Annotated in this window: 17 protein-coding genes and 1 pseudogene; 5 read left to right on the forward strand and 13 right to left on the reverse strand. The window is 69.2% G+C overall.

The genetic code is table 11. The features are described from left to right. The first annotated feature begins 68 nt into the window (after positions 1–68). The gene (locus AC5RUH_RS01445; RefSeq protein ID WP_494074837.1) at positions 69–1,385 is read left to right on the forward strand and encodes an MFS transporter; all 1,317 of its coding nucleotides are present in this window, start codon (positions 69–71) and stop codon (positions 1,383–1,385) included. Between the two features lie 25 nt (positions 1,386–1,410). Next, positions 1,411–2,616 carry an alpha-hydroxy acid oxidase gene (locus AC5RUH_RS01450; RefSeq protein WP_494013484.1) on the forward strand — a complete coding sequence of 402 codons (1,206 nt, stop codon included), beginning with the start codon at positions 1,411–1,413 and terminating at the stop codon, positions 2,614–2,616. A 21-nt stretch (positions 2,617–2,637) separates the two neighbouring features. Here the strand turns inward: AC5RUH_RS01450 and AC5RUH_RS01455 are convergent, their stop codons facing one another. Together AC5RUH_RS01455 and AC5RUH_RS01460 are read right to left on the reverse strand one after the other, a co-directional pair. Continuing rightward, the gene (locus tag AC5RUH_RS01455) at positions 2,638–4,023 is read right to left on the reverse strand and encodes a protein kinase domain-containing protein (RefSeq protein WP_494127701.1); all 1,386 of its coding nucleotides are present in this window, start codon (positions 4,021–4,023) and stop codon (positions 2,638–2,640) included. Positions 4,024–4,204: 181 nt separating this feature from the next. Further along, a complete protein-coding gene (locus tag AC5RUH_RS01460; RefSeq protein WP_494127702.1) occupies positions 4,205–5,182 on the reverse strand; it encodes a LysR family transcriptional regulator in 978 nt (325 codons plus the stop codon). A 73-nt stretch (positions 5,183–5,255) separates the two neighbouring features. On the opposite strand from AC5RUH_RS01460, the gene AC5RUH_RS01465 reads away from it, so the two are divergent. Then, a complete protein-coding gene (locus AC5RUH_RS01465) occupies positions 5,256–7,004 on the forward strand; it encodes an L-aspartate oxidase (protein ID WP_494127703.1) in 1,749 nt (582 codons plus the stop codon). 127 nt (positions 7,005–7,131) lie between these two features. Here AC5RUH_RS01465 and AC5RUH_RS01470 read toward each other — a convergent pair whose 3' ends face one another. The 11 genes from AC5RUH_RS01470 to AC5RUH_RS01520 form a co-directional block, all read right to left on the reverse strand. Next, positions 7,132–7,317 carry a PspC domain-containing protein gene (locus tag AC5RUH_RS01470; RefSeq protein WP_494127704.1) on the reverse strand — a complete coding sequence of 62 codons (186 nt, stop codon included), beginning with the start codon at positions 7,315–7,317 and terminating at the stop codon, positions 7,132–7,134. 98 nt (positions 7,318–7,415) lie between these two features. Then, positions 7,416–8,234, reverse strand: coding sequence for a class I SAM-dependent methyltransferase (locus AC5RUH_RS01475; RefSeq protein WP_494127705.1), 819 nt, complete (start codon positions 8,232–8,234; stop codon positions 7,416–7,418). 128 nt (positions 8,235–8,362) lie between these two features. Continuing rightward, a complete protein-coding gene (locus AC5RUH_RS01480; protein WP_494127714.1) occupies positions 8,363–9,490 on the reverse strand; it encodes an MFS transporter in 1,128 nt (375 codons plus the stop codon). 139 nt (positions 9,491–9,629) lie between these two features. After that, positions 9,630–11,312 (reverse strand): ABC-F family ATP-binding cassette domain-containing protein, encoded by a 1,683-nt coding sequence (locus AC5RUH_RS01485; protein ID WP_494024945.1) that lies wholly within the window; start codon positions 11,310–11,312, stop codon positions 9,630–9,632. 276 nt (positions 11,313–11,588) lie between these two features. Continuing rightward, positions 11,589–14,444 carry a helix-turn-helix transcriptional regulator gene (locus AC5RUH_RS01490; protein ID WP_494024944.1) on the reverse strand — a complete coding sequence of 952 codons (2,856 nt, stop codon included), beginning with the start codon at positions 14,442–14,444 and terminating at the stop codon, positions 11,589–11,591. A 39-nt stretch (positions 14,445–14,483) separates the two neighbouring features. Continuing rightward, the gene (locus AC5RUH_RS01495) at positions 14,484–15,308 is read right to left on the reverse strand and encodes a fumarylacetoacetate hydrolase family protein (RefSeq protein ID WP_494024943.1); all 825 of its coding nucleotides are present in this window, start codon (positions 15,306–15,308) and stop codon (positions 14,484–14,486) included. A gap of 106 nt (positions 15,309–15,414) precedes the next feature. Next, positions 15,415–16,410 (reverse strand): cation diffusion facilitator family transporter, encoded by a 996-nt coding sequence (locus AC5RUH_RS01500; protein ID WP_494001174.1) that lies wholly within the window; start codon positions 16,408–16,410, stop codon positions 15,415–15,417. After that, a complete protein-coding gene (locus tag AC5RUH_RS01505) occupies positions 16,407–16,889 on the reverse strand; it encodes a transporter substrate-binding domain-containing protein (protein WP_494001175.1) in 483 nt (160 codons plus the stop codon). The genes AC5RUH_RS01500 and AC5RUH_RS01505 overlap by 4 nt, the downstream gene beginning before the upstream one ends. A 64-nt stretch (positions 16,890–16,953) precedes the next feature. After that, entirely contained in the window at positions 16,954–17,973 is a 1,020-nt protein-coding gene (locus AC5RUH_RS01510; protein WP_494001176.1) for a PHP domain-containing protein, read from the reverse strand. A 39-nt stretch (positions 17,974–18,012) separates the two neighbouring features. Then, the gene (locus tag AC5RUH_RS01515; RefSeq protein ID WP_494001177.1) at positions 18,013–19,452 is read right to left on the reverse strand and encodes a phytoene desaturase family protein; all 1,440 of its coding nucleotides are present in this window, start codon (positions 19,450–19,452) and stop codon (positions 18,013–18,015) included. Beyond that, on the reverse strand, positions 19,449–21,038 hold the full coding sequence (locus tag AC5RUH_RS01520) for a glycosyltransferase family 87 protein (protein WP_494074819.1): 1,590 nt from the start codon (positions 21,036–21,038) through the stop codon (positions 19,449–19,451). The genes AC5RUH_RS01515 and AC5RUH_RS01520 overlap by 4 nt, the downstream gene beginning before the upstream one ends. 138 nt (positions 21,039–21,176) lie before the next feature. Here AC5RUH_RS01520 and AC5RUH_RS01525 point away from each other — a divergent pair. Then, a pseudogene (locus AC5RUH_RS01525) lies at positions 21,177–22,301 on the forward strand (cytidylyltransferase domain-containing protein); the annotation flags it as partial. A 114-nt stretch (positions 22,302–22,415) separates the two neighbouring features. Beyond that, positions 22,416–23,333: an N-acetylneuraminate synthase family protein gene (locus AC5RUH_RS01530; protein WP_494075076.1), complete on the forward strand. Its 918-nt coding sequence runs from the start codon at positions 22,416–22,418 to the stop codon at positions 23,331–23,333. The last annotated feature ends 6 nt before the right edge of the window (positions 23,334–23,339 follow it).

The following is a 23,339-nucleotide window of genomic DNA, read 5'->3' on the forward strand; positions in this document are numbered from 1 at the left end:
CATATCACGGCGTGCTAGAAATATCTTTCAGATATACCATCGCTTCGCGTCCGCCCTTAGGAGGAACCATGACTAGCAACACCGCCGTTGCCAGCAGTCCCGCAAGGCTTACCCCGGGCGCTCGTCGCGCGCTCTTCGCCGCGACCCTCGGCACGCTCATCGAGTGGTATGACTACGCACTGTACGGCGCGGCGGCCGGCCTCGTCATCGGGCCGCTCTTCTTCGCGGAGACCGGGTCCGGGGCGTCGCTGGCGGCGTTTGCGACCTTTGCCGTGGGCTTCGTGGCCCGGCCTTTGGGCGGGGTGTTGATCGGGCATCTGGGCGACCGGCACGGCCGCCGACCGGCGATGCTCCTGACGATCCTGCTCATGGGTGCCGCGACCGTGGGCATCGGCCTGCTGCCGACCGCGGCCGCCATCGGGGCTGCTGCACCCCTCCTTCTCGTCGTGTTCCGGCTCCTGCAGGGCCTCGGCGCGGGCGCCGAGCTCGCGGGGGCCATGACGCTCGTCGCCGAGTTCGCCCCCGCCAAACGGCGCGGCTACTTCACTGCCATCGTGCTGGCGACGCCACCCGCCGGCATCGCCCTCGCGACCGTCGCCTTCCTCTGGGCCTCTTCCGCAGGCGACGCCGCGCTGCTCGATTGGGCCTGGCGCATCCCGTTCCTCGCCTCCGCCGTCCTGTTCTTCGTGGCGCTGTTCATCCGCTCCAAACTCGAGGAGACGCCGGAATACCGCCAGGCGAGCGAGCACGCCGACGAGGCCCGCAAGCGCAAGCGGCCCGTGGTCGAACTCCTGCGCAAGGACCCGATGGCCGTGGTGATCGGGTTCTTCTCCATCACTGGCCACAATGCGCTGAACTACATCATGGCGGTGTTCGCGATCGGTTTCATGGCCTCCCCCGCCGTCGGGATGAGCCGTCCCGAGGCGCTGCTGGCCGTCACGATCGGATCGCTGGCGGGCGTGGTCGCGACACCCGCGGGCGGATGGGTTTCCGACCGCTTCGGAGCTGGCCGGATTCTCGCGATCGGTTCCGCGGCCGGCGCGCTGTTCGCGTTCCCGCTGTTCGCCGCCCTGGCGAGCGGGTCGGTCGCTGTTGCGACAGCCACGATCGGAGTGGGGTACGGCGTCGTCGTCGCGATGACCAGCGGCGCCCAGGGCGCATTCCTCACCAACCTTTTCCCGCCCGAGCGACGCTTCTCCGGCGTCGGGCTCGCGCGCGAACTCAATGGCGCGATCGTGGCGGGCCTGAGCCCCCTCATCGCAGGCGCGCTCATCGCCGCTGCGCAGGGCAGTACGTGGTCGGCGGCACTGTTCCTTGCGGCCTGCTGCGCGTCCTCGGTGATCGCTGTGCTGCTGGCCCGCGGCCGCGGCACCACCGCACCGTGATTTCCACAACCTTGGAGGTAGCACCATGAAGCGCAGATTCCCCCGTGTGAGCGAACTTCGCCCGCTGCTGAAGTTCGACCTGCCGACCCTGGATCGCCGGACTGCGCGGCTCGCGCACGCCGCGGATGTGTGGGATCTTCGCGCGATCGCACAGCGCCGCACGCCCACGGCCGCGTTCGACTACGTGGACGGCGCGGCCCAGCGGGAGCTCACGGCGAGACGCACGCGCGAGGCGTTCGACGCCGTCGAGCTTCTCCCCCGCATCCTGCACGGCACCGCGAACGTGGACCTCTCGACCTCGATCGCGGGCAGGACTTCATCGCTGCCGTTCGGGATTGCGCCGACCGGCTTTACCCGGCTCATGCACGCCGAAGGCGAGGACGGGGGCGCGGCTGCTGCCGCTGGGGCGGGCATCCCGTTCTCGCTGTCCACCATGGGCACGCGCTCGATCGAGGAGGTTGCCGCCACCGCCCCCGAATGCCGGCGCTGGTTCCAGTTGTACCTGTGGAAGGACCGGCAGAAATCGCTGGACCTCCTGCGCCGCGCGGAGGCCTCGGGCTTCGACACGCTGCTCGTCACCGTGGACACACCGGTCGCCGGGCAGCGTCTCCGGGACGCCCGAAACGGCATGACAATGCCGCCCAGACTCACGCTCAAGACCGTGCTCGATGCCTCTTACCGGCCCGAGTGGTGGTTCAACTTCCTCACCACCGACCCGCTCACGTTCGCGTCGCTGTCCGGGACCAGCCAGGACCTGCCCACGCTGATCAACTCGATGTTCGATCCGTCGCTCTCGATCGAGGACCTTGAATGGATCCGGTCGGAGTGGGGCGGGAAGCTGTTCGTCAAGGGCGTGCTGACGGCCGAGGACACGCGCCGTGCGCTCGACGCCGGAGCAGACGGACTCATCGTCTCAAACCACGGGGGGCGGCAACTCGACCGCGCGCCGGTCTCGCTCCGCGCGCTGCCCGAAGTGCGGGCCGAAGCCGGGGAAGGGGTGGAGATCATCCTCGATTCCGGCATCATGTCCGGGGCGGACATCGTCGCTGCGCTGTGCGCGGGCGCCGACTTCACCCTCATCGGGCGCGCCTACTTGTACGGGCTCATGGCCGGCGGGCGCGAGGGCGTCGAGCGGGTGATCACCCTGCTCGCGAAAGAGATCGAGGTGACAATGCAGCTCATCGGCGCAGCGACTATTGCGGACCTGAAACCACACCTGCTGCGCACCTAACCGGGCCTCGCCACGGAGTGCTCAGACCGCCACAGCGGCAGGGGGCGACTGGTACCGGCGGCTTTCCAAGCGCAGCTCCAAGTCGTCCATGACCAGGGCGGCCAAGTCCTCCAACGTCTGAGTATCTTCGTCGCTGAAGTCGCGCGCTTCGAAGTCCAGTACGCAGAGGGTGCCCAGGTTGAATCCGTCCCGGGTTCTCAGCGGGACGCCGGCATAAAACTTCAACCCGAAGTCGCTGGCCACCAGCGGGTTGGCAAACGCCCGGGGATCCGCGGGCGCATTATTGATGACCCAGGGTCCGTGCTGCAGGATGGCCGAGGCGCAGAGTCCGGGTTCCCGGTCGATCTGCTCGACGTCCAGGCCGTGGTGTGACTTGAACCAGATGCGATCGTGGTCCACCACGCTGACAATGGCAATCGGGGCGGCGAGAAGGCGGGAGGCCAGTGCGGTGATGCGGTCGTACGCTCCGTCCGGCGGGGTGTTCAGGATCTCGTAGCGTCGAACCGCTTCCATACGTTGATCTTCGTCTACGGGGATTATGGATGCGTCCACCCTGTGCCGGCCCCGGAGTGCGAGCCCCAAATCAGCCAATGCCAGTGCCACCTCCCGCCCCGTGGGCCGTTCCTCTGGTTCACGTGCCATCATGGCGGTCAGCAACCCTGCCCACTCCGGCCCGAATCCGGCGGGGACGTCCGGATCACGCAGCAGACGGGCAACAGCCGACTCCAGCGGCGGGCCGGGAAAGGCAGCCTGGCCGGTAAGGCATTCGAGCAGAACCAGGCCCAGCGAATAAATGTCGCTGGGCGGGCCTATCGGTTCGCCCCTCGCTTGCTCCGGGCTGAGGTAGGCAGCCGTCCCGTAGACCCCCGGAACATGGGCATCATCGGAAACCACCATGGCGACTCCGAAATCGGCGAGCTTGGCGCGCAGGCGCGACCCGTCGTCGTCGTAATTAAAGAGCATGATGTTGCCCGGTTTTACGTCGCGGTGGACGACCGAGGTGTTGTGGATGTAGGCCAGTCCCTCGGCCAATTCGCGGCCGATTTGGGCAACGTGGCGGGGCGGGAGGGCACCTTCGGCCAGCCGCACCCTCAGGTCGGCGCCTTCAATCAGTTCCATCACCAGATAAATTTGCGGATGTCCGGCTTCGATCTTGTCGATGCCTGCGTCCAGCAGGGTCACCAGATTCGGGTGGTTTAGCCGGGCCAAAAGCTTGATCTCGGCGTTGTCGCGGTGGAATTCTTCCTCGTTCATAGTGGGCCGCTGAATAACCTTGACGGCTACCTCCCGCCCCAAAACCTCATCTCGAGCCCGGTAAACCTTGGCGTTCGCTCCGGTACCTGCCAACTCCTTGAGCAGGTAGCGCCCGTCGAGCAGCATTCCGGATCGATCTAGATGAGGCGCCAACGTCTCCTGCTTCCCGGCTGCCTGTTTAACAGCACCCTTAGTATCCTACGGTGCAGCGGCGCCCCGCCGCGGCAGCGCTTGGGCTTTCTGCCCGCGTTCGGCCGCGTACGGAGCTTTGCCCGCGCCACCGGGCAGCAGAAGGAGTCCGTTGAGCGAGTCCGCTTTGCTGCCTGATGCGAGCTCATCCGCGACGCGGCGTCACGGTCACGAGTCGCGAGAGGTCGGTGCCTGGGGCGGCGAGTCGGTCCACGGCTTCGAAGACGAACTGTTGCATGGCAGCTGCCGCGGCCGAGGGCGGGACGTCGGTTCGCCGGGCCAAGTTCACGGTTCGGGTCAGGTGGGGGCTCACCAGGCGGGTGCTGTCCAGCGTGGGGCGGTCGATGACCACCATGGCCGGAACCACGGCCACTCCCAGCCCGCGTTCCACGAATCGGAGCACTGCGTCCATTTCGGCGCCCTCGACGGCGATCGTCGGGGTAAGTCCCGCAGCGGAGAAGGCCGCGTCGGTGGCCCCGCGCAGGTCGTAGCTGCGGTTGAACGCGACTTGGGGGATCTCCGCCAGCTCCGCCAGGGTGAGCTCGGCCCGGGTCGGGCTTTCGCCCGGTTGCTCCTTCCCGTGTCCTGGCATCGGGGAGCCCGCGGCTGAGATCACCACCAGTTCCTCGGAAAGCAGGGGGATCAGCTCGGTGCCGGCTACGGATGGTTCGGCCCCGCGGGTGACCATCAGGGCAAGGTCCAGGGCGTTCTCGTTCAGAGCGTCCACCAGGGAGCGCGAGCCGCCCTCCGTGATGTGCAGGTCCACTCCTGGATGCGCGGCCCGGAAGGCCGCCAGCACGTCGGCAACCAGTGAGACGCACAGGGTAGGCGGGGCGCCGAGCCGGACGTGGCCGCGCCGAAGCCCGGCCAGTTCGTCCATCTGTTCGCGGGCGAACCGCGCGTCACCCAGCATCCGCCGCGCGATGGGCAACAGCACCTCGCCTGCGTCGGTCAGTGTCACCCCGGCCGGTCCGCGGCGGAACAGCTTGGTGCCCAGGTCGGCCTCCAACGCGGCGATCTGCCGGCTCAGGGACGGTTGGGCGAGGAAGAGCTCCTCGGCGGCACGGGTGAAGTGGCCATTCCGGGCCACCGCCTCAAAGGAGGACAACTGCTCGAGTCTCATCATAGCCTTTTCACATCAGGTTTAGTCGAATAATGCATTGGACTCATCATACCTGCGTTCCTAGCATGGAGATATGACCCCAAAGCACGCCGCTGAGCGACTGTTGTCCACCTCTGTCCTCGTCATCGGCACCGGTGGTGCCGGACTGCGCGCCTCCATCGAACTGGCACAGCGCGGGGTCCAGGTGCTGGCGGTGGGCAAGCGGCGCAAGCACGACGCCCACACCACGCTGGCGGCCGGCGGCATCAATGCCGCGCTGGCCACCATGGATCCCGAGGACAGCTGGCAGCAGCATGCCGCCGACACCTTGCGCGAGTCCTATTTCCTGGCCGATCCGGCCATCGTGGAGACCGTGACGCGCAATGCCGCCGACGGCATCGAGGACCTGGAAAGGTGGGGGATGCCCTTCGCGCGGGAGGAAGACGGGCGGATTTCCCAGCGCTTCTTCGGCGCGCATAAGTACCGCCGTACTGCCTACGCCGGCGACTACACCGGCCTGGAGATCCAGCGCACCCTGATGCGCCGCGCGGCTGAACTGAACGTGCACATCATCGACAGCATCTACATCACCCGCCTGCTGGTGGCGGACGGTACCATCTTTGGCGCTTACGGGTTCGACGTCGTGGACGGCACGCCCGTGCAGATCCACGCCGACGCGGTGATCCTGGCCGCCGGCGGGCACACCCGCATCTGGCGCCACACCTCCTCCCGGCGGGACGAGAACACCGGCGACTCCTTCCGCCTGGCGGCCCTGGCCGGAGCCCGGATCCGGGACGCCGAGCTGGTCCAGTTCCACCCCTCCGGACTGCTGGAGCCCGACGACGCTGCCGGCACACTCGTCTCCGAGGCAGCACGCGGCGAAGGCGGCATCCTCACCAACGCGCTCGGCGAGCGCTACATGGAGCGCTACGATCCCGAACGCATGGAGCTGTCCACCCGCGACCGGGTGGCCCTGGCCGGGTATACCGAGATCGCCTCGGGCCGGGGGACGGAGAAGGGCGGGGTCTATCTGGACGTGTCCCATCTGCCGCGGGAGGTCATCCTGCAGAAGCTGCCCCGGGTCTACCGCACCTTGATCGACCTGCAGATGGTGGACATCACGACCACCAAGATGGAGATCGCCCCGACCGCTCACTACTCCATGGGCGGGGTCTGGGTGGCCCCGGAGGACCACGGCACCGGCGTGGACGGGCTGTACGCGATCGGCGAGGCGTCCTCGGGCCTGCATGGGGCGAACCGCCTGGGCGGGAACTCGCTGATCGAGCTGCTCGTCTACGGGCGCATCACCGGCGAGCACGCCGCAGAGTACGCGGCCTCCCGCACCAATGTTCGCCGGGACCCCTCCGCCGTCGAGTCGGCCCGCGCCGAGATGCAGGCCCTGCTCAGCGAGCGCGGGACGGAGTCAGCCCGGCGGCTGCAGCGCGAAGTGCGCAACCTGATGACCGAGCACGCCGGCGTCGTGCGCACCGGGCAGGGGCTGCAGGACGGCCTGCAACGGCTTGCCGCCCTCGAAGAACGCGCGCGGCACGTCACCGCGCACCCGGACATCGCCGGGTTCGACGACCTGGCGCACGCCTACGACCTGCTGGGCTCGCTCCTCGCGGCCCGGGCCACGCTCGAATGCGCCCTTGAGCGGCGTGAGACGCGGGGCTGCCACAACCGGGCGGACTTTCCCGAGATGGATCCGTCGCTGCAGGGCAACTTCGTCTGGTCGCCGACCGAGGGAGTCAGCTTCGAGGCCCTGCCCCCTGCCCCGGACTCCTTCCGGTCCCTGGCCGAGGCCGGCGTCGACGACTCGGTAGCGGGCAAGCTCGTCGAGTAGCCCTGACGTGCCGTCGGCCGGCATCAGTGGAGCGTATTGGGCGCATGAGTGTGCAAACGGACAGTGCCTGAACGGCAGGCATTAGGGACCTCCGGCCCCGGAAGCGCCGGGGGCAGGGGCGCGAAGACTACACCTGAGACTTGGGGATCATGATCCACAGCGCGATGTACACGAGTTCCCCGATACCGACCAGTCCGAAGATCACGAACCCGAGACGCACCAGCACTTTCGGCAGGCCGAAACGGGCGGCCAGGGCGGCGCAGACACCGGCGATCAGCTTGCCATTCCGGGGACGAACCAATGCAGCAGCCATGGCCTTAGTCTAGTAACCCGAACCGGTTTCCGAACAGCATCCCGCGACGGAAACGGGTCCTCGGGCCCGATCCCGCTTTCCGGCCGCTTCCAGCGCAATCACTTCTTGCGGGCCGTGAACAACAGATACTCCCATTCCATCCGGCCGCCGCCGAGATCGTGCCGGCTGGCCAGTTCTTCGAGTTCCTCATCGAGGGCTTGGACCCGGTCGGGTTGGTCCGCGATGTAGCGGTAGGTGTTGATCGTGGGACCGTAGGTGGCCTTGAAGAAGTCGCGGAACTCCCCGGCGGTGGCGAACCTTTCGACCGTCAGCTTTTCGCGCCGGGCGACGACGTCGGTGGCCCGATCCCCGAGCAGGTCCTGCACGTGCTGCTGTTGGCCCCACAGCGGCGGTGGTTGCGCCCCCGGAGGCGGCGGGGGCGCGTAAGGCCTCATGGTCGCAAACATCTGGCCGATGAAGCCTTCCGGAGTCCAGTTGGCGAGGGCGATCGTGCCGCCGGGCCGCAGCACGCGGACGAGTTCGTCGGCACTCGCCTGATGGTTGGGAGCGAACATGATCCCCACGCAGGAGATCGCGGCATCGAAGGAACCGTCCCCGAACGGAAGGTTCTCGGCGTCGGCCTCCTGCCAGTCCACGGAGACCCCCGCCTCCTCGGCCAACCGGCGCCCTTTCTCAAACAGCTCCGGAGTGAGGTCCGCCGCGGTAACCTGTGCCCCTGCCTGCGCCGCGGGGATGGCCGCGTTGCCGGAACCGGCCGCGATGTCCAAGACACGGTCGCCCTTCCCAATGCCGCTGGCCTCGACGAGTGCCGTGCCCAGCGCCGGGATCACCTCGGTGGCGACGGCGGGATAGTCGCCGAGTGCCCACATGGCCCGGTGCTTTGCCTTGATCCCCGAATTGTCCGGTTGATTGCTCATGGCCCTTGCCTCCTGCGATTGAGGCCCTCGTTTTGGGGTCCTTCAAGGATGGGGCCGGGTTCGATTAATTTCCAGTAGAAAATACGCACACCGGGGCCGCTGGCCGAACCTGCGCTGCCTGCGCGCGCCTAGGTCCGGGGGCGCTGTTCGCGGGCGGCCGGGGCGGTCAGCAGGGAGGCGACCATCACCGCGGCCACGGCGAGCAGGGCGTTGCGGAGGCCCACCTGTTCGCCCAGGAAGCCGAGGAAAGGTGGGCCGGCCAGGAACGCGACATAGCCCAAGGTCGAGACCACCGACACCCGTCCCGCGGCCCGGGCCGGATCGTCCGCGGCCGCGGACATGCCCATGGGAAAGCCCAGGGCAGCGCCGGCGCCCCAGAGCACGGCCCCGGCGAAGGCCAGCGGAAGGTTCGGAGCCAGCACGAAGAGCAGCAGGCCGGCCAGGGCCGTGCCGAGGCTGACCCGCAGCACGGCCACGCGTCCCCAGCGGTCGATGAACCGCCCGCCGGCCAGGCGCAGCAGCGTCATGGCGGCCACGAAGACCCCGAACATGACCGCGCCCGTCGCCTCGGTGGCGCCGAGCCCGACGACGGTGGCCTGGGCGATCCAGTCGTTGGCGGCGCCCTCGGTCAGGGCGGCCCCGAGGACGACGACGCCGATCAGCACCGTGCGCCGTTCCCGCCAGGCGGCGAAGCGGCCGGGGCGGGCCCCGCCGTCGTCGTCATGCTGGGGCCGGTGGGGCAGGAAAGCCCGCGGCACCACCCACGTGGCGGCCGCGACCACCACCGCGAGCACTGCCAGATGCACGGCCAGCGAAACCCCGAGCACCGAGAGCCAGGCGCCGACCATGGCTCCGGCGAACGCCCCCAGGCTGAAGGCGGCGTGGAACTTCGGCATGATCGTGCGCAGCAGTTTCCGCTCCACGTCGGCGCCTTCGATGTTCTGCGCCACGTCCCACCAGGCCACGCCCACGCCGTAGCAGAACAGCGCCGCGGCGGCGGCGGGAAAGGAGCCGGCCGCCAGCGCGGCGGCGAGTCCGGCCGCGCTGACGGCCGCGATCAGCCCGCCGGCCCGGACGCTGTTGGCCGTGCCGATCCTGGCGGCAAGCGGGCCGGCCAGGGGCAGCGAGATGACCGAGCCGAGGCCGAGGGCCAGCAGCAGCGCGCCGATGCTGCCGGCGCTGATGTCCAGCGTCGCCGCGGCCGCCGGGATGCGGGCCGCCCAGCTGGCGAAGACCAGCCCGTTGAGCCCGAAGATGGCGAAGGTCGCGTAGGTGGCGGCCCGGAGCGGGCGGGTCGGATCGCCGGCCGGGCGCTGTCTTGCCTCGCCGCGCGGTGCACCGGGCCGGCGCTTCGCGGCCTCGCCCTCCTCGACGTTCTCCCCGACGCCGGGCGGTTCAGCGCTCCCGGACAACGCGTTCCTCGTCCCACACCGGGGTTTCGCTCTCGTAGACCCTGCCGTCGGAGCCGAACACCAGGAACCGGTCGAAGCTGCGCGCGAACCAGCGGTCGTGGGTGACGGCCAGCACCGTGCCCTCGAACGCGTCGATGGCCCGCTCCAACGCCTCCGCGGAATGCAGGTCCAGGTTGTCGGTCGGCTCGTCGAGCAGCAGCAGGGTGGCGCCCGAAAGTTCCAGCAACAGGATCTGCAGCCGGGCCTGCTGCCCGCCGGAGAGCGAGTCGTACAGCTGTTCCGCCTGCCGGGCCAAGCCGTAGCGGTCCAGGACGGCGGCCGCGGCCTCGCGTCCCAGGCCGGAGCGGTGGTCGTCGCCGCGGTGCAGGATGTCCACCAGGGAACGGCCCAGCAGGTCGGGGCGGATGTGGGTCTGGGCAAAGAAGCCGGGACGGATCCTGGCCCCTAGCTTTACGGTGCCGGCGTGCGGCACGTGGGCGATCCGGACCTCGGAGACCGGCAGGTGCTCTTTCTCCGGGTCGGTGCCGCCGCCGGCGAGCAGGCGCAGGAAGTGGGACTTGCCGGAACCGTTGGAGCCCAGCACCCCCACCCGGTCGCCGAACCAGATCTCGGTGCTGAACGGCTTCATCAGGCCGGTCAGCTCCAGCTTGGTGGCCACCACCGCCCGTTTGGCCGTCCGCCCGCCCTTGAGCCGCATCTGCACGTTCTGTTCGATCGGCACGGCCTCCGGCGGCCCGGCCTCCAGGAACTTCTCCAGCCGGGTCTGGGCGGCGTGGTACCGATTGGCCATGTCGGAGCGGAACGCGGCCTTGTTCTTGTACATGTTCACCAGCTCCTTGAGCTTGGCGTGCTCCTCGTCCCACCGCTTGCGCAGTTCTTCGAAGCGGGCGTTGCGGTCGTCCCGGGCCTGCAGGTAGCTCTCGAAGCCGCCGCCGTGGACCCAGGCGGTGGCGCCAAGGGCGCCGGGTTCGAGCGTGACGATCCTGGTGGCGGCATTGGCCAACAGTTCACGGTCGTGGCTGACGAACAGCACCGACTTCCGCGATTCCCGCAGCTTCTCCTCCAGCCAGCGCTTGCCGGGCACGTCCAGATAGTTGTCCGGTTCGTCCAGCAGCAGCAACTCGTCCGGGCCGGCGAAGAGCGCTTCCAGCACCAGGCGCTTTTGTTCACCGCCGGACAGGGTCGATGCGGTGCGGTGCTGCGCGCGGTCGAAGGGCACGCCCAGGGCGGCCGAGGTGACCTCGTCCCAGACGGTCTCCTGCTCGTAGCCGCCGGCGTCGCCCCAGTCCGCAAGCGCCTGCGCGTACCGCATCTGGGTGGGCTCGTCGTCGTGCTCCATCATGGCCAGTTCGGCTTCATCCACTGCTCGTGCCGCGGCGGCGAGGGCCGGCGGGGCGGCGCCGACCAGAAGGTCGCGTACCGTGGTCCCGTCCCGGACCTGGCCGACGAACTGCCGCATGATGCCCATGGCGCCGGAGCGTGCCACGGCGCCTTCGTCCGGAGCGATGTCGCCGGCGATGATCCGCAGCAGGGTGGTTTTGCCGGTGCCGTTGGGTCCGATCAGCGCGGTTTTGGCACCGTCGCCGACCTTGAAGCCGACGCCGTTGAGCAGCTGGCGGCCGTCGGAAAGGAAATATGCGATGTTGGAGACGTCGAGATGGGCCACGGATCCAGTCTGTCATGGTCGCAGACATACGAAATGGCCCAAAGTCAGGCCTCCCCATTAGCCAACTCACTTCGAGCCATTTCGTGTGCGGCATCGGATCCACCGCCCTAAGGCATGTCCCCCCAACTCGGATCCGGGGTGCCGCCGCCTCCGGTGTGGTCTCCCGTTCCGGTTGCTGACACCTTCAATCATGGTCCCGGCGGCTTCCGTTTGCCAGATCAATCCACCCTAGTTAGGAAAACCTAGGGTGTGCCGCTGCGCTAACCCTGGCGCGGGTCAGTCCTGCCGGTCCAACACGGCCGCCAATTCCTTGCGGGACGCAATCCCGAGCTTGGCGAACGACCGGGACAGGTGCCACTCCACCGCCTTGATGGTGATGAACAGTTCGGCCGCGATCTTGCGGTTCGTGAGTCCCCTGGCCGCCAAGGAGCAGACCCGGTACTCGGCCGGCGTCAGCCGGTCGGCCTTGTTCTCGGCGATCAGCGGCAGGTGAAGATCCTGCTGCCCGAGCAGGCGGGTCATGCGCCGGGCCACCGCGGCGGCCCCGATCCGGTTCCCAAGGACCAGCGCCTTGCGGGCCGCCGCCAGCGCTTCCGTCCGGAACACCGACAGCGCGTCGCCCCGTGCGGGCTGCAGGCAGATCTCGGCCAGGTCGGCCAGGGCCAGTGCCAGCTGGTAGCGGCCCTCGTGGGCTTCGAGCAGCGAGATGGCTTCGCGCAGCATGACGACGGCGCTCGGCCCGGGCTGCGCCAGCGCGGCGGCCCGCATCACGGTGCCGGTCAGGCGCGGAGCACCGAAGGAACGGACCTCTTGGAGCAGGTCGGCGGCAACCGCGGAGGCGTATTCGGTCTGCCCGGCACGGGCGGCGGATTCGATGGCACTGCGCGTCCACAGGTTCAATGTCGGGCCCAGGCCGGCGTCGAGGTCCATGGCGGTGGCGAAGTATTCCAGCGCCAGCTGGTGGTCGCCGTGTCCGGCGGCCACCACTCCGTGCAGCTGGAGCGCCATCGCCTGGACCAGCGGCACGCGTTCTTCCGCCAGCGGGACCCGTTTGAGCAGGGCGTCGGCGGCGGCCAGGTCATCCCGGGCAAGGTAGACCTCGGCCAGCGTCACGCAGGCTACCTCCAGGTACGTCCGCCAGCCGGTGTCTGCCGCCTGCATGCTCGTTTCCAGGTCCATTTGGGCCAACCGCAGCCGACCCCGGTTCAAGTGGATGGCGCCGCGGCAATAGGTCAGGGTGGCGTTCGCCATCGGCGAGGAGTTGGCCCGCGCCTCCGCGATGGCCGCGTCCAGCAGCTCCAGGGCAGCGGCGTCCTGTTCCGAGCCGTTGAGCGCACCGGTCGCGTAGTTGATGATGTTGGATTCCGCGCCGACCTCCGCCAGCAGTTTTCCGCCGGCGCACGCCCGCAGGGCCAGTTCCCCGCTGCGCTGGGCATCGGTTCCGGTCACGGTCAGGCGCAGCGCCTCCTGCACCAGCAACAGCCGGTCGCTCGGGCCGTCCCGGGCCGGGTCCTGCACCAGGATGCTCGCCAGCTCCTGACGGTACTCCTCCGAGAACTGCAGCTGCTGGAACCCCGCCCCTGTTGCCAGCGCAACCACCCGCCGCCTGAGCTCGGTGTGCGGGTCGCCGTCGTTGTCCAGTTCGCCCAGGGCCTGGCTGTAGTAACGCGAACTTTCCTCTATCCGGTTGATTGAATACCGTGCCTCGGCGAACTCCAGCAGCAGCTCCACGCGCGCCCGGGTGCCGTGGGTCATGGCCAGCGCCCGCCGTCCCAGCACCTCCGCCTGCGTGAGGTGGCCGGCGGCCTGATGGGCCAGCGACGCTTCAATCGCGATCCGGCGCTGCAGATCCGGCGCCAGCCCGTTCTCCGCCATGGCCCGTTCGATGAGCCGGACAGCGAGTTCCGCTGCGCCGATCCGGCGGGCTCCCCCGGCGGCATCAAGCAGGACTTCGGCCGAGGCAGGGTCGGCGCCCGGTTTGGTGGCCAGAAGGTGGCCCGCCACCACGGCGCTTTCGCTGCCCTGTGCCGTCAGGGCGGCAGCCGCCCGGCCGTGCAGTTCGGCCTGCCGTTCGGGCTCCAGCGCGGCGAGCACCGCTTCGGCCACCAGGGCATGCTGGATCCGCGGGCGCGGAAGCAGGGCGCTGAAGAACCGCGCGGCGGCAAGGCGTTTCAACACCCGGGTCAGGTCGGCCGGCGGCAGCCCCGTCATACGCGCCAAGAGCTGGTGGCTCGCGTCCTCCCCGAGGACGACGACGGCGTCCAGCACCGCCCGCTCGTCCGCCGAGAGCCGGTCGAGGCGGTCTTGGAGCACCGCGGCTTCCGCCTGGGCCTTACCGGTTCCGGCGGCATCGAGACCTGCCCCCGCGCCGCCCTCCAGGAGCTCGTGGACGTAGAACGGCGTTCCCCCGGCCGCCGCATGGATGCGTGCCGCCACGACGTGGTCCGCGGCGGGCCTCCGGCTGGCCGTCCACTCGGTCACGGCCTGGCGGTCCAGCGGTTGCAGCGGCCAGTGCACGCGGCCGTCGGCGCGGGAGGCACTGCCCCGGGCACCGCCGTCGTCGGCCCCCAGCAGCAAGGAGTCCGCCAGGATCCCGTCGCCGCGCTCGGCGCCCCGGCCGGTTCGCACCCCGCGCAGCAGCAGCAAAGGGACGTCGATCAGCAGGCCCGCCATGTCCGACAGCGACTGGAGCGAGAGTTCGTCGAGCCACTGGGCGTCGTCCACCACGGCGGCCACAGGTCCCTCCTGGGCCAGCGAACGCAGGACCCAGGAGGCGGAATAGGTCAGGGCGTCCTTGTGCAGCGGACCGCCCGCGTAGGTCAGGAAGGAATGCAGCACCCGGCCCTGCCCGTCGAAGGGCGGGCCGTGGTCCGGCACCTGCTGGGCCAGCGGCGCGAACCACTGCCAGAACATGGATCCGGGCAGCGAACGGCGGGCGGCGCCGGCCGCCCGCAGCAGTTTCCAGCCGCGCGCGGAGGCCTCGGCGCACACCGTCTCCAGCAGGGATGTCTTGCCGATTCCGGACGGGCCGCTGACGGTCAGTTCGATGCTGCGGCCGGATTCCACGGCAGTGGCGAGGTCGCGCCACTGCGCCACCTCCCGGTCACGCCCAAACAGCCGTGTTTGTGCCACTCCTTGATCCTAGGACGCCGGAGGAAGAAATTCGACGTTTCAGCGCGGCTCTTCGGCCACGCAGCGGTTGTGCAATTCGCCGATTCCCTCGATCCTCGTCACCAGCCGCGCCCCGGCGGGAATCCACTCGCGCGGTTTCCGGGCCAGTCCCACGCCGGCCGGGGTGCCGGTGGCCAGCAGGTCACCGGGTCCCAGGGTCATGAACTGGCTGACGTAGGACACCAGTTGCGCGCAGGAGAAGATCAGGTCCGACGTGTTGCCCGACTGCTTGGACACGCCGTCCAGCTCGCATTCCACCGCCAGCCCCGCCTCCGGATCCAGCTCGTCTGCCGTGACGACGACCGGGCCCACCGGAGTCATCCGGTCCCAGTTCTTGCCCTGGAACCATTCCGAGGTGCGGCCTTGCCAGTCACGGACGGAGACGTCGTTCATCACCGTGTAGCCGGCGATCGCGTCCCGCGCGGCGGCGTCGTCGGCGTACCGGATCCGGGAACCGATCACCACGGTCAGCTCGGCCTCCCAGTCGATCTTCGTGCTGGCCGCGGGCAGCACCACGTCGTCCACCGGGCCGACCAGCGCGTTCGGGTACTTGGTGAAGATGGTGGGGTATTTGGGAACCTCCTGGCCCACTTCTTCGGCGTGCGCGTAATAGTTCAGGCCGGCGCAGAGGATCTTGCCCGGATGCAGGATCGGCATGTCCAGCTCCGACGCCGCCGGCGCAGGGCCCCGCTCGCCGGGCAGGGTCCGCCAGTCCCCACCCCTTAGCAGTTCGCCGACATCCCTGGCCGGCAGGTAGTCGGTGGCACCGCCATCCTGCCGGAACGCCTGCGTGGTCCCGTTCCGCCGTACTGTCCCCAGACGCATCTGTACCTCCTTGCGGCAGCCGTGCACCGCCGTCGTGATGTTGTCAGGCCCTGGCAGCAGGGCCTCCTTGCACGATATATGGTGGGGCGCGCCGCACGGGGAGCGCTCAGAGGTTCCTCTCGGACTGGCGCTCCGATGCTCCGCCTGCTTCCTCGGGCAGTTCGGAGACCGGCACCAGAACCGTGTCGTGGATCATCCAGTGCAGATCGATGCAGCCGTCCCGCGCCTCTTCGAGGACATCGACCGCGGGGACACGTCCGTCGCGGGGGACGACGAAGGCCTCAACGTGCAGCACGTGGCCCTGGTCGCGGACACGCGAGCCCGCTTCTTCTACCCATTCCAGTTGGCGCAGATAATCATCGATGCGTTCGATCAGCGGGTGGGGCTCCGAGTCGTCGAAGGTGGTGGCCCGGGTGTCCATCAGGTCGGTGACGGAGCTCCGCATGTTTTTGTAGCCGTCGCGCAGAATTCCCCCGGCGATGAACAGCGCGGCGGCGGCATCGGCCCACCACAGACCGATTCCGATGCCGGCGACCCCGACGATGGAGCCGGCGGCGGTCTTCCAGTCCGCCTTGTTCATGTCCGCATCCGCATAGAGGACCTTGTCATGCAGCTGCTCGGCGAGTTTTTCCTTGGCCCGGCCGAGCAGGACCGGAGGGACGGCGGTCGCTGCCATGACGGCGATCATGAGCCAGCCGAGCCAGATGGTGTGGCCGAGCAGCTGGACCGATCCGATGGGCGGGTGCTCCCCCTTCAGCAGGCCCATGCCTGAGTCGACGACCAGGAAAGCGCCCATGGTGCAGAGTGCCACCGCGGCCACCAGATGCGCGATCCCGGTCGACCGGTGGTACCCGTAGGGGTACTTCCGGTTGGGGGGCCGGTTAATGATCTTCATCGCCAGCAGGAACGCAATGGGAGGGGCGAGGGAGAGCATGTCTTCGATCCAGGCCGCCTTCATCGCCTGCGAATTACCCATAACCAAAAAGACCAGCGTGACCGACACGGCCAGGACCGCGATGGTGATCCACTGGATCTTGATGGCCCGCCGAAGGGCCTTTTCCTGCTCATCGGGCAGCTCGGTGCGGCCGAATTTGGTATTCATCCCTGTTCCTTCCGATCAAGAAGAAACTTTTCCAGTTCCCGCAGGAAGGCATTTTCGCCCATCTTCGACGCCATGACGTATTCTTCCTTGCCTCCGTCGGGGGCCCGGCCCTCGGCGTAGGGCTGGGTCAGGGCTGCCTTGTCCGACCAGGGCGACTTTTTCGTCAGGCCGCCGATGACAAGGTCAAGTTCGCCGCGTTCCAGCTGCCCTATCAGGGATTCCTCGCCGGCCGCCGCCCATTCGATGGTCGCGTCGCGGGTCGCCGCGAATTGCCTCACCAGGTCCGCCTCGGAGCCCGTGGGCTCCGCGCCGTCCCGGATTTCCGTCCAAGGCGGGTTGTGCGAGACACCCACCCTAAGAGTTCCGCCGCTGATGCGGTCCAAGGTCCCTTCCGGGTCCGCAGGCACCTGCAGCCCGCAGGAGGTCATCAGCAGCATGACCAGCACCGCAAAGGCCGCCTTGGAAAAATTGTTCAGCATACTTCAGGACCATAGCTAAACCGGCGGCGTTTTGGGGAAGCCCGGGTCCGCCCGAGCAGGCGGGCTACCGGCCCTCGCGGCACCACTCGAGCAGGCGCTCCACCGGCCAGGTCGTGATAATCCGTTCGGCCGGGACGCCGTTTGCGGCCGCCCGTTCGGCTCCGTAGTGGAGGAAATCGAGCTGCCCCGGCGCGTGGGCGTCGCTGTCGATGCTGAACAGGCAGCCGGCGTCGAGGGCCAGTTGGATGAGCTCGTCCGGAGGGTCCTGCCGCTCGGGCCGGGAGTTGATTTCGACGGCGACGTTGTTCGCCGCGCAGGCTGCGAACACTCGCCCGGCGTCGAACTCCGACTGCGGGCGGGTGCCGCGCGATCCCTTGACCAGCCGCCCGGTGCAGTGGCCGAGCACGTTGGTGCGCGGGTTCTCGATGGCGCCCAGCATCCTGCGGGTCATGGTGCCCCGGTCCGACCGCAGCTTCGAATGCACGCTGGCGACCACCACGTCCAACCGGTCGAGCATCTCCGGTGACTGGTCCAGCTCGCCGCTCTCCAGGATGTCGGCTTCGATCCCGGTCAGCACCCGGAAGCCGTCCGCTGAAGCGTTAAGCTCTTCGACCAACTCGAGCTGCCTGGCCAGCCGCTCCGCGCTGAGGCCGTTGGCGACCGTGAGGTTGGGCGAGTGGTCGGTCAGGGCAAGGTAGTCGCGGCCGAGCCAGCGGGCGGCATCGGCCATGGCTTCCGGCGGCGAGCCGCCGTCGGACCAGTCGCTGTGGCTGTGCAAATCGCCGCGGAGGGCCTGGTGCAGCTCGCGGCCGCCCTCGGCCAGGGGCGCGGCGGCGCGCTCCCGCACCTTCGCCAGATAGTCCGGGACCTCGCCGTCGACCGCCTGCTGGATCACCACGAAGGTGCTGGCACCGATCCCCTTCATGCTCTTCAGCCGGCCGGTGCGCGCCCGCTCGGCCAGTTCGGCGGGCTCCAGCCCGCCGGCGACGGCGGCCGCCCGCCGGAACGCCTGCACTTTGTACGTGGGCGCGAGTTCACGCTCCAGCCAGAAGGCGATTTCGTTCAGGGCCGCGACAGGATCCATGTGACCATCTTCCACCGGCACCACCCGCTGATCCATGGCTTACGGCCTCAGGGACGGCACAGCGAGACCGAATTGCTCCCGCAGGGCCAGCTCGGCGGCGCGGTAGCCGGCCATGCCGTGCACGCCGGGGCCGGGCGGCGTCCCGGCCGAGCACAAATAGACGCCGTGCAGCGGGGTCTGCCAGGGCCTCCGGCTCAGCACCGGACGCGCCGCGAGCTGCGGCAGGCTGACGGCCCCGGTGCCGAAGTCGCCGCCGACGTAGTTGGGATTGTAGGCCTCGTAGTCGGCCGCGGACATGCTGGCCGAATCCACCACCAGGTCGGTGAAGCCGGGGGCGGCGCGTTCCAGCGCAGCGGTGATGACCGGCTCCATGTCCCGGGTGGAACCGCCCGGGACATGGCAATAGGTCCAGAGCACGTGCCGCCCGGCGGGCGCCCGGGACGGATCGACCACGGCGGGCTGCGCCGTCAGGATCACCGGGTCTTCCGAGTGCCGGCCGCGGGCAATGTCCCGTTCCGAGGCTGCCATCTGTTCCCGTGTGCCACCCAGATGAACGGTGCCGGCCAGGCGCAGGTCCGGATGGGCCCACGGAACCGGTCCGGACAGGATGTAGTCGACCTTGGCCGCGCCCGGTCCGTAGCGGAAGCGCTGCAGGGCGCGCGCATAGCGGGACGGGAGCCGGCCACCGGCCAGCCGCAGGAGTTCCGTGGGCGAGGTATCCAGCATCACCGCCTCGGCGTCGGTCAGCTCGGCGAGCGACGCGACCCGGTGCCCGGTCTCGAGCCGGCCGCCGTGGGCCTGCAGGTCCTCGACCATGGCCTCGATGATGGCCTGCGAGCCCCGGGCGGGCAGGGGGAAGCCCACGGCATGGGCGAGCGCGCCAAGCATCAACCCCGCGCCCGCGGAGGAGAGGCGGCGCACCCCGCCGGGGGTGTGCGCGGCGACGCCGGTCAGCAGCGCCGGTGCGAACTGTTCCTTGAAGCGCAGGTTCCAGGCGGGAGAGCCCTGCTCCAGGGTGCGGAGCCCGTAGCGGAAGGCCGTCACCGGGCTCGCGGGCACCTGGAGGAGCTGGTCCATGGTGAACTCCAGCAGCGCATCGGTCCGCGCGACGAGCGGTTCCATCAACTGCCGGTACGCGCCGCCGTCGGCTCCCAGCCCGGCCACGGTCCGGTCGAGGTCGCGGTGGGCCACCGCCGCGGCGGCCCCGTCGATCACCTGCCCGTAGGAAACCTCCGGCACCAGCAGTTCGATCCGCTGGTCCAGCCCGAAGTCCCGGAAAAACGGCGAGGCCGCGGCCATCGGATGGACCGCGGAACAGACGTCGTGCCAGTGGCCCGGCTCCATCAATTCCACGGTGCGGGAGCCCCCGCCGGGCGTGGCTGCCGCCTCGAAGACCGTGACTCCGAGGCCCGCCCGCGCCATGATCACGGCCGCCGCCAACCCGTTCGGCCCGGCGCCGACTACCGCTACGTCCGTCACGTTGGATCTCCTTCCCGCTGGGGCTTCAACCTTGTGGCCTGCGCCGCCTCACCGGCAAGGCCCGGCCAGGTCGAGGGCCGCCGCACGGCATCTATGCCCGACGAGGAATTTTCGGGCCGCCCGTTCCCCTCGGCGGCCGCCGGTCCGGCGCCCCTCCCCGGGGCGCCACCCGGCAGACCCAGCGTGAACCTGTCCGACGCGCCGTCGTAGTCCCCGCCCTGCGGGTCGTCGGTGTCCACGCGGCGGACCGGATCATGCTCCGGCAGCCAGATGCCGCGGACAACCTTCCCCGCTATGTATGCCGTTGCTGCTATATGTGCGACGACGGCGAGCACGTAGTACGGCGTGTCCAGGTTGCGTGCCGCTTCGCCGCCGCTCGTCACCTGGCCCAGGTGCATCCAGGTGGCCCACCAGTGCATCGCCTCGAAGAACTGCCAGATCAGGAAGTCGCGCCAGCGGGGATGGGCCAGCACGGCCAGCGGGACCAGCCACACCACGAACTGCGGTGAGTAGACCTTGTTGGTGAGCACGAAGGCCGCCACCACCAGGAACACCAGCGACGCCATCCGCGGGCGACGAGGTGCCGTCCAGGCCAGGAGCGCGATGCCCGCGCAGGCGGCCGCGAACAGCAGGAGGGAGGCGGCGTTGATGAATTCGGGGCTGAGGACGGGCAGTTGCTGCCGCTGCGCCGTCAGGTTGTAGGCGTACCAGAGGGACGAATAACCGGCTTCGCGCTGCCGGCTGTAGTCCAGGAAGTGGAACCAGCCGCCGAGGTCGCGCAGCATGAACGGCAGATTGACCGCCACCCATGCCGCGGCCGCCGCCAGCCCGGCCCGGGCCAGGGGGCGGTACCTGCCGGTCCGCACCGCCAGCAGCAGGATGGGACCGAGGATCAGCACCGGATACACCTTGAACGCGGCGCCGAGACCGACCAGCGCGCCGGCCAGGACCGGGCGGCGCCGGGCGAAGGCGAGCATCGAAAGCGCCGCGAGCATCGCCGCCCAGAGATCCCAGTTGATCGTCCCGGCGAGCACGATGCCCGGTGCCAGCGCCACCATCGCCGCGTCCCAGGGCCGCCGGTGGCTCATCCGCGCCGTCGCGATGACGGTGACCAGCCAGACCACGGCCACCAGGGTGGCGTTGATATCGAAATAGGCCAGGGCCCGCTCCGGAGACGTGCCCTCGCCGGGAACCAGCCACGCCGTGGCCCCGGCCACCAGTCCCAGCAGCACGGGGTACTCGAAGGAGCTTCCCGCGGTGACGAACGGCATCACGCCGCCGGCAAGCCCGCGGGACTCGAAGAGCACCGGCCAGTCCGAGTAGCAGCCCATGTAGAAATAGTCCGGCAGCTCCCACCCGGCCAGCCGGCACGGCGTCTTGACCAGGACGGAAAGCAGCGCCGCGAGCGTGGTCAAGATGATCAGCACCCGCTCCACGGTGAAAAATCCGGGCGACACCAGGCCCGGGGCGCTGTGCCGGCCCAACGGACCGCCCACCATTTCGGTGAACTGCTTCAGGAACGGGTCGTTGCGGCTGGGCACCACGATGCGCAGCGGCGTGCGGCGCGAAGAGCGGGACCCGGGCATGGTCCAAGACTACTGTCGGCGGCCCACAGGCCACAGATCCGGGGCCGGCGGCAGGTTACCCGTTTCGTCCGCTGCTGCACGCCTTCCCGTAACCTGGTCCACCCCGGGCCGTTACCGGTGCTTCCTACCGTGGCTCCAATGAGTTACAACGATCCCCGGGAAGTCCTGGTCGTCATCCCGGCCCGCGGCGGTTCCAAGGGAATCCCGTTCAAGAACCTGACGCCCGTGGCCGGCCGGAGCCTGGTGGCCCGCGCCATCGACAGTGCGTTGGCAGCCCCGTCGGTGACCGACGTCGTCGTCAGCACAGACCATCCCGACATCGCGGCCGAAGCCGAACGCTGCGGCGCCCGCGTCGTCATCCGCCCCGCGGAGCTCTCCGGAGACACCGCCAGCAGCGAATCCGCCGTGCTCCACGTGCTCTCCACGCTGCCCCGGCAGCCAGCGGTCACCGTCCTGCTGCAGTGCACCTCGCCCTTCATCGAGCCGGAGCACCTGGACCGGGCCGTCCTTCACGTGCTGGAGGACCGGGCCGACGTCGCCTTCTCCGTCACCGAGAGCCACGCGTTCCATTGGTCGCTTGACGACGACGGCGCCGTCACCGCCGTCGGGCACCGCGCCGACGTGCGGCCCCGCCGCCAGGACCGCCGGCCGCAGTACCGCGAAACAGGCGCGTTCTACGCCATGCGCACCGAGGGCTTCCTCGACCGCGGGCACCGCTTCTTCGGCCGGCTGAGGCTGCAGGAAGTGCCCGCGGGGCAGGCCGTCGAAATCGACTCGCCCGAAGACCTGGCCGTGGTCCGGGCATTGGCCGGTCCGGACCGCGCCGCGGCGGGCGCCGCGGAGGCCGGCGCCGTCGACGTTGACGCCCTGGTCATGGACTTCGACGGCGTCCACACCGACGACCACGCCTTCGTGAACGCCGAGGGCGAAGAGTTCGTCCGCGTCAGCCGCGAAGACGGCATGGGAATCTCCCGGCTGCGCAGCACCGGAATTCCGCAACTGATTTTGTCCACCGAACGCAACAAGGTGGTCAGCGCCCGGGCCGGGAAACTCGGCATCGACGTCCTCCAGGACGTCTCGGACAAGGCCGGAGCGGTCCGCCAATGGATGGCCGTGAACCGGTTGGACCCCGACCGGGTTGCCTACGTGGGCAACGACGTCAACGACCTGCCCGCCATGGGCGTCGTTGGTTGGCCGGTGGCTGTGGGCGACGCCCGCGCCGAGGTCAAGGCCGCGGCACGGACCGTGCTGCAGCATCACGGCGGTGAGGGCGCGGTCCGCGAGATCTGCGAACTCATCCTCGCCGCCCACAGCGGTGCCGGCGGCCCCCGCCGCCTTCAACAAGCCACCACAGCAACAACCAGAGAGAGTGCACAGATGACTACCGAAGCTACCGTTTCCGTCAATGTTCCCGCCGGTTCCCCGGCGCCCGTCGTGATTGGCGACGTGCAGGTCGGTGCCGGACAGCCGGTTTACGTGATCGGCGAGATCGGCATCAACCACAACGGCGACATCGAGATCGCCAAGCAGCTGATCGACGTCGCCGCCGAGGCCGGCGCCAACGCGGTGAAGTTCCAGAAGCGCACCCCGGAGATCTCCACCCCCGCGGACATGCGGGACAAGATGCGCTCCACCCCGTGGGGCGAGATGACCTACCTGGACTACCGGTACCGGGTCGAGTTCGACATGCCGATCTACCAGAAGCTCATCTCCCACGCCGCCGACCGGGGCCTGCACTGCTTCGCCTCGCCGTGGGACGTGCCCTCGGTCGCGTTCATGGAGGAAGCCGGCGCGCTGACCCACAAGGTCGCCTCCGCCTCCGTGACCGACCTTGAACTGCTCACCGCGCTGCGCGAGACCGGCAAGCCGGTGATCCTGTCCACCGGCATGTCCACGATCGAGCAGATCGACAAGGCCGTAGAGGTTCTGGGCACGGACAAGCTGATCCTGATGCACGCCACCTCCACCTACCCGCTGCCGCCGGAAGAGGCGAACCTGCGGATGATCACCACGCTGCAGGAGCGCTACCAGGTGCCGGTGGGCTACTCCGGGCACGAACGCGGCCTGCAGATCTCGCTGGCCGCAGTGGCCCTGGGCGCGGTGACGGTGGAACGGCACATCACCCTGGACCGGACCATGTGGGGCTCGGACCAGGCCTCCTCGCTGGAGCCGAAGGGCTTCGAGGCGCTGATCCGCGACATCCGGATCCTGGAAGAAGCCATGGGCGACGGCGTCAAGCGCGTCTTCCCGGGCGAGCTGGCACCGCTGTCCCGCCTGCGCCGGGTGGACGGCTAAGCACAC

This window comes from Arthrobacter sp. Y3223166 (genome assembly GCF_059090935.1).

Coding starts and splice junctions, on each gene's coding strand:
- AC5RUH_RS01445 (WP_494074837.1), top strand. CDS start 69: ATGACTAGCAACACCGCCGTTGCCAGCAGTCCCGCAAGGCTTACCCCG.
- AC5RUH_RS01465 (WP_494127703.1), top strand. CDS start 5,256: ATGACCCCAAAGCACGCCGCTGAGCGACTGTTGTCCACCTCTGTCCTC.
- AC5RUH_RS01520 (WP_494074819.1), bottom strand. CDS start 21,038: ATGCCCGGGTCCCGCTCTTCGCGCCGCACGCCGCTGCGCATCGTGGTG.
- AC5RUH_RS01530 (WP_494075076.1), top strand. CDS start 22,416: ATGACTACCGAAGCTACCGTTTCCGTCAATGTTCCCGCCGGTTCCCCG.
- AC5RUH_RS01460 (WP_494127702.1), bottom strand. CDS start 5,182: ATGAGACTCGAGCAGTTGTCCTCCTTTGAGGCGGTGGCCCGGAATGGC.
- AC5RUH_RS01510 (WP_494001176.1), bottom strand. CDS start 17,973: ATGGATCCTGTCGCGGCCCTGAACGAAATCGCCTTCTGGCTGGAGCGT.
- AC5RUH_RS01450 (WP_494013484.1), top strand. CDS start 1,411: ATGAAGCGCAGATTCCCCCGTGTGAGCGAACTTCGCCCGCTGCTGAAG.
- AC5RUH_RS01505 (WP_494001175.1), bottom strand. CDS start 16,889: ATGCTGAACAATTTTTCCAAGGCGGCCTTTGCGGTGCTGGTCATGCTG.
- AC5RUH_RS01500 (WP_494001174.1), bottom strand. CDS start 16,410: ATGAATACCAAATTCGGCCGCACCGAGCTGCCCGATGAGCAGGAAAAG.
- AC5RUH_RS01475 (WP_494127705.1), bottom strand. CDS start 8,234: ATGAGCAATCAACCGGACAATTCGGGGATCAAGGCAAAGCACCGGGCC.
- AC5RUH_RS01495 (WP_494024943.1), bottom strand. CDS start 15,308: ATGCGTCTGGGGACAGTACGGCGGAACGGGACCACGCAGGCGTTCCGG.
- AC5RUH_RS01470 (WP_494127704.1), bottom strand. CDS start 7,317: ATGGCTGCTGCATTGGTTCGTCCCCGGAATGGCAAGCTGATCGCCGGT.